The sequence below is a fragment of the Rhizobacter sp. P2_H3 genome (assembly GCF_056403355.1).
On record NZ_JBFUFQ010000183.1, the window covers coordinates 1 to 12,010 of the forward strand.

The 12,010-nt window shown below is 70.8% G+C and carries 11 protein-coding genes; 5 read left to right on the top strand and 6 right to left on the bottom strand.

Annotated features, from left to right (window positions below):
• The coding region (locus AC1D1T_RS24490) for a TIGR03862 family flavoprotein (RefSeq protein WP_477992636.1) at positions 1-938 on the top strand (938 nt) is incomplete at its 5' end.
• Positions 939-947: 9 nt separating this feature from the next.
• Here AC1D1T_RS24490 and AC1D1T_RS24495 read toward each other — a convergent pair.
• The 6 genes from AC1D1T_RS24495 to AC1D1T_RS24520 all read right to left on the bottom strand — a co-directional run bounded on the left by AC1D1T_RS24495 (position 948) and on the right by AC1D1T_RS24520 (position 7,412).
• Positions 948-1,997, bottom strand: coding sequence for a hypothetical protein (locus tag AC1D1T_RS24495; protein WP_477827432.1), 1,050 nt, complete (start codon positions 1,995-1,997; stop codon positions 948-950).
• Positions 1,998-2,017: 20 nt separating this feature from the next.
• Positions 2,018-3,136 carry an ABC transporter substrate-binding protein gene (locus tag AC1D1T_RS24500; RefSeq protein ID WP_082004706.1) on the bottom strand — a complete coding sequence of 373 codons (1,119 nt, stop codon included), beginning with the start codon at positions 3,134-3,136 and terminating at the stop codon, positions 2,018-2,020.
• 11 nt (positions 3,137-3,147) lie between these two features.
• A complete protein-coding gene (locus AC1D1T_RS24505) occupies positions 3,148-4,278 on the bottom strand; it encodes an ABC transporter substrate-binding protein (protein ID WP_477992637.1) in 1,131 nt (376 codons plus the stop codon).
• 167 nt (positions 4,279-4,445) lie between these two features.
• On the bottom strand, positions 4,446-4,712 hold the full coding sequence (locus AC1D1T_RS24510; protein WP_047511693.1) for a DUF4148 domain-containing protein: 267 nt from the start codon (positions 4,710-4,712) through the stop codon (positions 4,446-4,448).
• 138 nt (positions 4,713-4,850) lie between these two features.
• A complete protein-coding gene (locus AC1D1T_RS24515) occupies positions 4,851-6,929 on the bottom strand; it encodes a TonB-dependent receptor (protein WP_477992638.1) in 2,079 nt (692 codons plus the stop codon).
• Positions 6,930-7,013: 84 nt separating this feature from the next.
• Positions 7,014-7,412, bottom strand: coding sequence for a hypothetical protein (locus AC1D1T_RS24520; protein ID WP_477828250.1), 399 nt, complete (start codon positions 7,410-7,412; stop codon positions 7,014-7,016).
• Between the two features lie 128 nt (positions 7,413-7,540).
• Between AC1D1T_RS24520 and AC1D1T_RS24525 the strand changes: the two genes are divergently transcribed.
• The 4 genes from AC1D1T_RS24525 to AC1D1T_RS24540 form a co-directional block, all read left to right on the top strand.
• Positions 7,541-9,895 carry a Tex family protein gene (locus AC1D1T_RS24525; protein WP_477992639.1) on the top strand — a complete coding sequence of 785 codons (2,355 nt, stop codon included), beginning with the start codon at positions 7,541-7,543 and terminating at the stop codon, positions 9,893-9,895.
• A gap of 69 nt (positions 9,896-9,964) precedes the next feature.
• Positions 9,965-10,495: a superoxide dismutase family protein gene (locus AC1D1T_RS24530; protein ID WP_465112440.1), complete on the top strand. Its 531-nt coding sequence runs from the start codon at positions 9,965-9,967 to the stop codon at positions 10,493-10,495.
• A gap of 82 nt (positions 10,496-10,577) precedes the next feature.
• Complete coding sequence (locus tag AC1D1T_RS24535; RefSeq protein WP_477828828.1) at positions 10,578-11,639, top strand: patatin-like phospholipase family protein; 1,062 nt, start codon at positions 10,578-10,580, stop codon at positions 11,637-11,639.
• Between the two features lie 99 nt (positions 11,640-11,738).
• The coding region (locus AC1D1T_RS24540; RefSeq protein WP_477992640.1) for a hypothetical protein at positions 11,739-12,010 on the top strand (272 nt) is incomplete at its 3' end.

Below are 12,010 nucleotides of genomic sequence, written 5' to 3' on the forward strand. Positions count from 1 at the left end.
GCTCGGGCCGCGTGTTTCCCACCGACATGAAGGCGGCACCGCTGCTGCGCGCGTGGCTGCAGCGCTTGCGCGCGGCCGGCGTGCGCTTCCACATGCGGCAGCGCTGGCTGGGCTGGGCCGACGATGGCGCGCTGCGCTTCGCATCGGCCGGTGGCGAGCACGCCGTGCGCGCCGATGCGGTGCTGCTGGCGCTGGGCGGCGCGAGCTGGTCGCGGCTCGGCTCCGACGGCGCCTGGGTGCCGTGGCTCGCGCAACGCGCGGTCGACGTGGCGCCGCTGCAGCCGTCGAACTGCGGCTTCGACGTGGCGACAGCGTGGAGCGAGCATTTCCGCAGCCGCTTCGCCGGCGAGCCGCTGAAGTCGGTGGCGATCGCGCTCGACGATGGCTGGCGGCAGCCCGGCGAGTTCGTCGTCACGCAGACCGGCGTCGAAGGCAGCCTGGTGTATGCCGCGTCGGCACGGCTGCGCGACGCCATCGCCGCGCGGGGCCAGGCGAGCTTCGCGCTCGACCTGCTGCCGGCGCGCACGCTGGAATGGGTGGAAGCCGAGCTCGCGCACCCGCGCGGGCCGCGTTCGCTGTCGACGCACCTGAAGACACGCCTCGGCCTGCACGGCGTGAAGGCAAGCCTGCTGCACGAGCTGGTGCCGAAGGCGGAGATGGCCGACGTGCAGCGCCTGGCCGCGCACATCAAGGGCCTGCGCATCGTGCTCGGCGCGGCGCGGCCGATCGACGAGGCGATCAGCAGCGCCGGTGGCGTGCGTGCCGCGGCTCTGGATGAATCGCTGATGCTGCGCGCACTGCCGGGCGTGTTCGTCGCCGGCGAGATGCTCGACTGGGAAGCGCCGACCGGCGGCTACCTGCTGACCGCGACGATGGCGAGCGCGCGCGTGGCGGCGCAGGGCGCGCTCGACTGGCTCGCGAGCGCGCGCCCGGCCTGAGCGAGGGGCTCAGCGCAGGTCCGGCGTGCCGGCTGCACCGGCCATGCGGGCCTGTGTCTCCCAGCGGCGCGCCGCGTCCAGCACCGAGGCGAAGGCCTCGCCGTCCTCCAGCAGCGCCTTCTTGGTCGCCGCATCCAGCGGGTTCTCGATGCCGGTCTCGTCGCGCGGCATGCGGTCCTCGCGCACCGCCTTCAGCAGCCGCCCGATCTCGCCGGCGGCATGCGCCGGCGTCTGCAACAGCACCAGGCGCTTGCTCTTGCCCGGGTTGCTCGGCACGTGGCACGAATCGCATTCGCCCTGGCGCAAGCGCAGCGCGAGCCGCTTGTACGAGCCCTCGAGCTGGCCCAGGTAGGGGTTGTCGGCGCGGTACAGGCCGTCGAAGAGCGTGGCCTTCGGCTGCGTCCGGCCCTGCGCATCCATCCACATCCACTGGCCGCTGAAGTCCGTCGGTGCCGGCATCCTCTTCACCACGGTGACCGGCGGCTGCGTGCCGTGCACCGTGAACTGCGCCGCCTTCACGCGCCCGCGCATCGGCTCCCACCACAGCAGCACCTCGTTGGCGCCCTGGTACATCGCCCACTTCTCGGCGTCGTGCCAGAACGGGTACGGAAACTGCCCCGGCGCGAGCCGGTTGCGGAAGGCGGTCGCGAAGCGCAGCTGGAACAGCCCTTCGGAGGCGACATAGCGCACGCTGTGCTGCCCGTCGAACATGAACAGCGGCATGTAGAGCCCGGTCAGCACGTCGGGCGCGAACTGCGTCAACGAGCTGGCCTGCAGCGACAGCGCCGGATCGCGCTGGCGGCCCCACAGCACGATCCCGTCCAGCGAATCGCGCAATGCCGCATCGCCGAACAGCCCGCGCCGGCACTGCTCGAAGGCCGGCTGGTCGCCGGTGCCGGCCACCGGGCAATGGCGCGTGAAGGCGCCGGCGATCTCGGCGGCCGCGGCGCGCGCCTGGGCCCACTGTTGCGTGCTCGGCTCGCTGCCGGCGGCCCAGGCCGGCAGGCCGGCGAACCAGAGCGCGAGCCAGGCCGGCCCGCGTGTCCAGGATGCAGCCATGAGGGATCCTCCTTCGGGGTTCAGCCGACGATGCGGCCGTAGCGGTCGATCACCACCATTTCCACGTACTGCGAGCCATGCGGGTTGTCGGGCGCATAGGCGAGGCGGTAGCCGCCCAGGTCGGTGCGCAGCGACGACAGGGCGTCGCGCATCCGGCCGCGTGTCGCGCCGCCGGCCTTGACGGCAGCGCGCGCCGCCTCGACCGCGACGCGCCCGGCGATGTAGCCCTCCAGCGTCGTGACGCCCAGCGCAGCACCGCTGCCCAGCGCGGCCAGGTCGCTCTTGCACTGGCCGACCACGCCGACGCCCAGCGCCGACGGCCGCGGCACCACCAGGCTCATCACCACGCTGCGCCGCGTCGCGACCACGCCGTCGATCAGGTCCTGGCCGGCGAACGACGATGAGAAATGCATGCCCGGGTACGCGCCGTTGTGCATGTGCTCGATGATCGACAGCACCGGCGCGGCATTGGTGGTGAACATCACGCAATCGAGCCGCTGCGCCAGCAGCTGCTGCGCCACCGGCATCAGCGAGCCGGCGTTGCGGTCGATCGGCACGACGGCAACCGGCTGCACGCCGAGCCGGCCCAGCGCGTCCTCCATCGCCAGCAGGTTGGCCTTCGAGGTGTCCTTCAGGTGCACGTAGCCGATGCGCTTGAAGCCGAACTCCTTCGCGTAGCCGACCATGCGCCGGTACTCCACGTCGTAGCCGGCGCGCACGTGCACCGCGCCGGACGATGCCGCGCTGCGGATGCCCATGTTGCCGCTGGCCGTGCCGATCAGCGCGATCTGGTTCTTCTCGACCTGCGGCATGCAGGCCTCGGCCGCCGCGCCGCTGGTCAGGCCGACCAGCGCTGCGGCGCCGTCGCCGATCAGCTTCTGCACGTTGGCGATGCAGCGGTCCTTGGTGCCGCCGTCGTCGAGCACCTGCAGCTCGAAGCGCGGGCCCTTGGGGTCGGCCCGGTTGGCGGCGGCGAATGCGGCGAGGATGCCGTCGCGCACGTCGGCGCCGTAGCGCGCCTGGGCGCCGGTGAGCGATGCGCTCTGGCCCAGCGTGACGACGGTGTTGGAGGCGAATGCAAGGCGCGGGAAGCCCGCGCAGGCGGCAGCGCCGCCCAGCAAGAGGTCACGGCGTTTCATGCGGTGCCCCTTCAGCCGACGAGACGGCCGTAGCGGTCGATCGCGATCAGGTCGACATAGCGCGAGCCGTGCGTGGTGCCGGCGAACTCGACCTTGTAGCCGCCCAGGTCGCTGCGCAGGCCGGCCAGCGAATCCTTCATGCGCGCGCGGTTCAGCGTGCCGGCCTTCGCCGCCGCCAGTGCCGCCTCGACTGCGATGCGCCCGCTGATGTAGCCCTCGAGCGTCGTGATGCCCAGCCGTGCGCCGTTGTTCAGCAGGGCCAGGTCGCGCTGGCATTGCGCGACCACGTTGACGCCCATCTGCGTCGGCCGCGGCACCACCATGCTCATCACGCAGCTCTGCTTGCGCGAGGTCAGCGTGTCGATCAGGTCCTGCCCCGCGAAGGACGAGGCGTAGAACAGGCCGGCGTACTTGCCGCGCACCAGGTGGTCGATGATCTTGCCGACCGGTCCCGCATTGGCGGTGAACAGCACGCAGTCGAGGCGCGCGGCCAGCAGCTCGTTGGCGACGCCGTCGAACGACGTGGCGTTGCGGTCGATGCCGATCGACACCTTGGGCTGGATGGACAGCGCCGACAGCGCGGCGTTCATCGCCTCCATGTTGGCCTTCGAGGTGTCGTTCAGGTAGACGACCCCGATGCGCTGCATGCCGAAATCCTTGACGTAGCCGACCATGCGCTTGTACTCGGCGTCGTAGCCGGCGCGTACGTGGAAGGCGCCGCTGACCTGGCTGCCGCGGATGCCCATGTTGCCGCTGGCGGTGCCGAGCATCGCGATCTGCGCATCCTCGATCACCGGCATGCAGGCTTCGGCGCCGGCACCGCTGGTCAGGCCGATCAGCGCGGTCGAGCCGCCCTCGACCAGCTGCATCACGTTCTTCATGCAGCGGCTGCGCACGCCGCCGTCGTCGAGCGTCTGCAGGTCGAAGTGAAGCCCGGTGGCGGCTTCAGTGGTGTTCGCCGCGGCGAAGGCGGCGGCGATGCCGTTCTGCACGTCGCGGCCGTAGCTGGCCTGGCCGCCGGTCAGCGACGCCGACTGGCCGAAGCTGATGGTTCGCGCCCCGGCGGCGCGCGACGCCGCGAACGGCAGGAGGGTCACGCCGGCAGCCCCGGAGGCGGCCAGCAACAGGTTTCTGCGCTTCATCTTCATCTCTCCCTGAGACCACGTCATGGCGACGTGATCGGGTTTCGACGCGATGAAGCGGCGGCTGAAGCTGGCGTTGCCCGGCCTTACCTTCGTAGCACTTGGTTTCGCGGCTTTAGGTAAAAGCGAGCTTGAAATTTCGGCGCGAGCTGACGTGAACAGGCGGATCAGCCGCCGCTGGCGACCGGCGCCTTCGGTTCGGCGCGCTTCGGGGCGCGTTCGGCAGTGCGGGTGTCGGAGGCGGCCGGTGCGTCGTGGCGCATCGTGCCGGCGAACTCGCCGCCCATCGGCAGCGTGCCTTGCGTGCGGGCCTCGATCAGCTCGGCGCGGACTTGCGCGCGGGTCTTCGGCGCGGCGGCGTCCTGGGCCATCGCGGCGGCGCTGCCCAGGGCGAGGGCGACGGTGACGAAATAGGTGAGGGTGGTGCGGTTCATGGTTCACTCCATCGGGTGGGTTCGACGGCGACCTGCTGTCGATGGGGTGGACTGTGGCGAGGCGGCGCCGCCGGCGGTATCGAGATGCGACGAAGGGTTCGTCGCCGTCGCGAACCGCCGGCGTTCCGGCGCGAACGGTCAGAAGCTGACTCGCACCCCCGTCTTCACCGACCTTCCCGGCAGCGGCGACAGATCCCGCACCGTCTGCACCGTCGACGCGCTGTATGCCAACTTGTCGCCCAGGTTGCCGAGCTTCAGGAACCACAGCGCGTCGCTGTTGCCGATCGAGAAGCGCCGCGCCAGCGAGGCGTTGACGATCGCATAGCCGTTCGTCGCCACGTCGGTCGCCGGCACGCGGTTCTGCTTCGCCGCACCGTCCACCTCCAGGCGCCCGCTCCACGGCCCGCTGTCGACGTCCAGCCCCACCAGCGCCCGCAGCGGCGCGACGCGCGGCAGCGCCTCGCCGGTGTCGAGGTTGGTCGCCCGCGTGTAGTCGAGCTTGCCGTCCAGCCCCAGCGTCCAGCCGTCCTGCCGCAGCAGCCGGTGCTTGCCGTTGATCTCGATGCCGTTCAGGCGTGCCCGCACCGCGCGGAACGCATACTCGGGGAACGACTCGGGGCCGTCATCGCCCTCGGCCTCGATCTGCTGCCCGGTTGCCTCCAGCGAGATGAAGCGCGAGAAGCGCGTGCTGAACGCGCCCAGCCGCAGCTCGTTGCCGTCGTCCTTCCACGCCAGCGCCACGTCGATGTTGTTGCCGCGCTCCACGCCCAGGTTCACGTCGCCGCGCTCGAATGCGCCGGTCGCCGCATGCACGCCGTTCGCATACAGCTCGAACGAGGTCGGCGCGCGCTCGGTGTAGCTCAGCGATCCGCTCAGCGACCAGGTCGGCGTCAGCTTGTAGACGTTCGCGAGCGACGCGCTGCGCACCGGGAAGCTGCGCGCATCCGCCGCGCCGAACTTCGGCTCGGCCGCATCGGCGGCATCGCCGTCCGACGTGATGCGCGCATGCTCCACGCGCAGCCCGGCGGTCAGCGTGCCGCCGCTCCAGGCCAGGTCCTCGAGCGCGAACAGCGCCTGGCGCTTCGTGCGCGTGCTCGGCACGAAGGCCTCGTCGCCCAGCGCGGAAAAGTCGAAATCCTCCACCTGCAGCCCGACCACGCCCTGCACCGGCCCGAGGGCCGCGTGCGTCGCCTCCACGCGCAGCTCGTTGCCGGCCGTCTTGAACGTGGTGCCGACCGCGCCGGTGCCGGTGTCGACCTCCTGGTGCTGGTAGCGGGTGTGGTTGAAGCTCGCGCGCAGGCCGGTGAACGGGCCGTCCAGCTGCTTCACCTCGCCGGCCACGCCGACGTGGTCGCGCTTCATGTCGATGTCGACGTCCGGCTCGGCCACCGCGCCGTAGGTGCTGCGGTAGGTGTCGACCGACAGGCCCAGGTAGCCGTGGTCGAAGAACACCGAGCCGCCGACCGCGCCGCCGTGCGTGTCGCTGGCCGACGCGCGCACGCGCTTCGTCTCCGGCTGGTCCTCGCCATCGGCGCGCGGCGTGAAGCTCGGCACGTGCAGGTCCGAGGTCTTGCGGCCGAAGGCGTCCACATGCAGCCCGAACTGGCCGTTGCCGGTCTCCAGCAGCGCCGCGCCGCCGCGTTCGGCATCGGCACCGCCCAGGCGCAGTTCGGCCGAGCCACTCAGCCCGTCCAGCCGGGTCGACGGGATGCGGTTGTCGAGCGCGTTGACCACGCCGCCCACCGCGCTGCCGCCGTACAGCAGCGCGCCCGGGCCGCGCAGCACCTCGATGCGGTCGACGATCAGCGGGTCGATCGGCACGGCGTGGTCGAAGCTCAGGCTCGACGCATCGAGCGAGCCGCCGGCATTGCTGAGCATGCGCACGCGGTCGCCGTCCAGGCCGCGGATCACCGGCCGGTTCGCGTTCGGGCCGAAATACGTCGATGAGACGCCCGGCGTGCCGTTCAGCGTCTCGCCGATCGAGCTGCCGCGGCGCAGCGTCAGCTCATCCCCGGTCAGCACCGAAACCGGCGCGGCGATCTCGCTGCGGCCGAGCGGGTTGCCGGTGATCACGACCTTGTCGAGCGTGGCGGGGGCACTGGCCGCCGCGGCGGGTGCAACGGCTGCGACCGGGGTGGATTGCGCGAAGGCGGCAGAAGAGAAAGCGAGCGAGATGGCCACGGACACGGCGTGGCGCTTCGAGACGAGCGAATGCATGGGAAGACTTCCGACAAAGCTGATGAAGCCGGGGCCGGCGTGCGCATGCACAGCCGGGCCCGGAGACGAACCTGGAAAGGCGGATCAGCTCAGGGAAGGGGGCCCGCGGGCGAGGAAGCCCGAGGACTGCGCGGCGATGTGCCAGCCGCGGTGCAGCGCCACCGGCGCCTGCGTGAACTCGACGGCCGCGAAGACCGGCGTCATGCCGTGCAGCGCGTCGCCATGGGTCAACTGGTCGTACACATCGCAATCGCCGCCGTGCTGGTGGCCGGCGAACAGCTTGGCGACCCAGCCCGAGTCGGCGGCCTTGGCCGTCACGCCGGCGGCCAGGGTGGCCGTGCCCGGTGTGCCCGGCACATGGCGCATGTGCGCGATGCCGTGCATCAGCCCCAGCGCCTGCGCGAGCACGAGCGACACGAGCAGCACGGCCGTGAGGGCGATGCGGCGCGAGGCACGGGTGAGGGCGAAGGGGCGGTGGGACATCGAAGACGGACGGCGCGAAGGCCGCGAGCATAGCAAACGGTGACAAATCCGCCCGGGCCCCCAGGGATGACCGTGTGGCAAACTCCGCCGCTTTCGTGCTTTGCCGCCCCGCTGCGGGCCCCCTCGTCTTGGACAAGATTCTTCTGCAGATCGCCGCCGAACTGAAGGTTCGGCCGGCGCAAGTGAATGCCGCGGTGCAACTGCTGGACGGCGGGGCGACGGTGCCCTTCATCGCCCGCTACCGCAAGGAAGCCACCGACAACCTCGACGACATCCAGTTGCGCGAGCTCGAATCCCGCCTCTCGTACCTGCGTGAACTCGAAGACCGCCGCGAGGCCGTGCTGAAGAGCATCGACGAGCAGGGCAAGCTGACCCCCGCGCTGCGTGCCGCGATCGAGGCGGCCCCCACCAAGCAGGAGCTCGAAGACCTCTACCTGCCGTTCAAGCCGCGCCGCCGCACCAAGGGCATGATCGCCCGCGAGGCCGGGCTGGAGCCGCTGGCCGACAAGTTGTTCGCCGACCCGTCGCTCGACCCGGCCGCCGAGGCGGTGGCCTTCATCAATGCCGAAGGCGGTTTCGCCGATGCGCTGGCGGTGCTCGACGGCGTGCGCGACCTGCTCAGCGAGCGCTGGGCCGAAGACGCCGCGCTGGTCGGCAAGCTGCGCGCCTGGCTGTGGGACGAAGGCCTGCTGCGCTCCAAGCTGATGGACGGCAAGGACGTCAACCACCCCGACATCTCCAAGTTCCGCGACTACTTCGAGTACGACGAGCCGATCAACCGCGTGCCGTCGCACCGCGCGCTGGCCGTGTTTCGTGGCCGCACGCTCGAGTTCCTCGATGCGAAGCTGGTGCTCGACGAAGAGGTGGTACCGGGGCAACCGACGATCGCCGAAGGCCGCATCGCGGTGCACCTCGGCTGGAGCCACAAGAAGCGCCCGGCCGACGACCTGATCCGCAAGACCATCGGCTGGACCTGGAAGGTCAAGCTCAGCCTGAGCCTGGAGCGCGACCTGTTCAGCCGCCTGCGTGAAGAGGCCGAGAAGGTCGCGATCAAGGTGTTCGCCGAGAACCTGCGCGACCTGTTGCTGGCCGCGCCGGCCGGCCCGCGCGTCGTGATGGGGCTGGACCCCGGCATCCGCACCGGCGTGAAGGTCGCCGTGGTCGACGCGACCGGCAAGGTGCTCGACACCCACACCGTCTACCCGCACGAGCCGCGCAACGACTGGGAAGGCTCGCTTCACACGCTGGGCCGGCTGTGCGCGACGCACGGCGTCAACCTGATCGCGATCGGCAACGGCACCGCGAGCCGCGAGACCGACAAGCTGGCTGCCGACCTGATCAAGCGCATCCAGCAGCTGGCACCGGGCACGCACATCGACAAGGTGGTGGTCAGCGAGGCCGGCGCGTCCGTCTACTCGGCCAGCGAGTACGCCAGCAAGGAGCTGCCCGACCTCGACGTGAGCCTGCGCGGCGCGGTCAGCATCGCGCGGCGCCTGCAGGATCCGCTCGCGGAACTCGTGAAGATCGAGCCGAAGAGCATCGGCGTCGGCCAGTACCAGCACGACGTGAACCAGAGCGAGCTCGCGCGCAGCCTCGACACCGTGATCGAGGATTGCGTGAACTCGGTGGGCGTCGACCTGAACACCGCGTCGGCGCCGCTGCTGTCGCGCGTGTCGGGCCTGAGCAGCGCGGTGGCCGCGAGCATCGTGCGCTGGCGCGATGCGAACGGCGCCTTCCGCAACCGCCAGCAGCTGCTGGACGTGAGCGGCCTCGGCGCCAAGACCTTCGAGCAGAGCGCCGGCTTCCTGCGCATCCGCGGCGGCGACAACCCGCTGGACCAGTCGGGCGTGCACCCGGAAACCTACCCGGTGGTCGAGAAGATCATGGCCGCGGTCAGCAAGCCGGCGGCCGAGGTGATGGGCCGCAGCGACGTGATCCGCGCGCTGAAGCCCGAGGCCTTCGCGAGCGAGAAGTTCGGTGCGATCACGGTGAAGGACATCTTCGCCGAGCTGGAGAAGCCGGGCCGCGATCCGCGCCCCGACTTCAAGGTGGCGCGCTTCAACGACGGCGTCGAGGACCTGAAGGACCTGCAGCCGGGCATGACGCTCGAAGGCACCGTCAGCAACGTCGCGCAGTTCGGCGCCTTCATCGACCTGGGCGTGCACCAGGACGGCCTGGTGCACGTGAGCCAGCTGAGCAACAAGTTCGTCAACGATGCGCGCGAGGTCGTGAAGACCGGCGACATCGTCAAGGTCAAGGTGCTCGAGGTCGATATGGCGCGCAAGCGCATCTCGCTGACGATGAAGCTCGACGCGGTGGTCGCGCCGCGCGGCGAGCGCCAGGGCGACAACAGCTTCCGGCCGGCGGGGCGGGGCGAGCGCACTGGTGGTGGTGGGGGCGGCGGGCGTGCGCCGCAGCAACAGCAGGCGACGCAGCAATCCGCAATGGCGGCCGCGTTTGCGAAGCTGCAGACCAAGCGCTGAGCCAGGACCGGCGATCCAGGGCACCATCCGCGGCATGACACTTCAAACACCTCACCGAGTATCACAGCGATGAACACACGTCTTCGATCCCTGGCCCTGGTCGCCGCACTCGGTGCCGCGGCACTGCTCGGCGCCTGCGCGCACAAGCCCGGCCCGAGCGCCACCGCCATCCTGCTGCCCACCAACGGCAATGCCGCGCAAGGCGTCGTCACCTTCCAGATGGTCGACGACCGCGTGCTGGTCAAGGGCAAGGTGCGCGGCCTGAAGCCGTTCCAGGACCACGGTTTCCACGCCCATGAGAAGGGCGACTGCTCCAGCGGCGACGGCATGAGCACCGGCGGCCACTTCAACCCGACCAACAAGCCGCACGGTTCGCCGCTCGGCGACCACCATGCCGGCGACATCCCGGCGATCACCGCCGATGCGAGCGGCGTGGCCGAGTTCGAATTCCTGCTCAGCGACGTCACCATCGGCTCCGGCCCGACCGACCTGGTCGGCCGCGGGTTGATCGTGCACGCGAGCCAGGACGACTACGCAACGCAGCCGACCGGCAACTCCGGCGCCCGCATCGCCTGCGGCGTCATCAAGCGAGACATGTGAGCCCCCCAGTCGCTGCGCTCCTGCCCCCAAGGGGCTCCTCCCATCGGCCCGGCAAAGCCGGATCCTGGGGAGTGGCTTGGCCTTGAAGGCTTTGTTCGTCGCCGCCGGTCCGAAGGCGCGCGAGCACCTGCGCCGCGACGGCCTGCGCCCGCAGGATGTGCGGGCCATCCCGGCCGCGGCCGGCGGGCCGAAGGGCCTGGCGCTGAACCACCTCGATCGCTTCCTGTTCGGCGACTGGCTGCCGCGCAGCGACCACACGGTGCACCTGCTCGGCGCATCGATCGGTGCGTGGCGCATGGCCACCGGCTGCCTCGACGACCCGGCGCGCGAGCTGGCGCAGATGGCCGCCGACTACATCGGCCAGCAGTACGAGCACGCGCCCGGCAGGCAACCGACCGCGACCCACGTCAGCCAGGTGTTCGCCGACAACCTGGTGCGCCAGTTCGGCGCGCGCGAGGCGCAGGTGCTGCAGCATCCGCGCTACCGGTTGCACGTCTTCACGAGCCGCGGCCGGCACGTGCTGGGCCGGCAGGGGCGGCTGCGCACGCCGATCGGCTACCTGGGCGCGTTCGCGGCCAATGCCGTGAGCCGCCGCGCGATGGGCGGCTGGCTGGAGCGCGTCGTGTTCTCGGACCCGCGCGATGCCTTGCCGCTGTCGCTCACCGACTACCGCACGCACACGGCCGCGCTCGATGGCTCGAACCTGCGTGCGAGCATCCTCGCGAGCTGCTCGATCCCGTTCTGGCTCGACGCGGTGCACGACATCCCCGGCGGGCCCCCCGGCGCCTACTGGGACGGCGGCATCACCGATTACCACCTGCACCTCGACTACGCGTCGATGCACGACGGCCTGGCGCTGTACCCGCACTTCCAGAGGACGGTGGTGCCGGGCTGGCTCGACAAGGGCTTCAAGCGCCGCCACCGCGCCAGCGCGATGCTCGACAACCTGATCGTGCTGTACCCGAACCCGGAATGGATCGCGACGCTGCCGCACGGCAAGCTGCCCGACCGGGCCGACTTCAAATCCTGGGGCGAGGACGTGGCCGGCCGGCAGGCGGTGTGGACCCGCGCGTTGCAGGAAAGCGAACGGCTTCGTGACGATTTCGCGAATTGGCTGGATCACCCTGAGGCCGACGCGCTGTAGGACGGCGCGCCATGCGCCGGAACGGTGCGGCGCTCCCCTAAAATTCGCTGGATGCGCGACCTGCTGCTGTCCCCTCCGCCACTCCCCTTGTCCTCCCCGTTGCAGTTCCGTCGCGCCTTCGAATCGACTGCCACGCCGGCGCTCGACCTCCGCATCCACACGGGCGAAGAGCCGCGGCACATTGCCGCCCCCGCGCTGCTGTACCCCGCCGGCCCGGTCACCGAGACCTGGAGCGTGCCCGGCACGCTGCACGAGCAGCGCCGCGGTGCCGCGCGCTTCGTGAGCGACRGGCAGTGGTTGATGGGCACGCTGTGCATCGACGACCGGACCTGGCCGGGCGGCATCTGCGCCGCGGCGCGGCAGGTCTACGA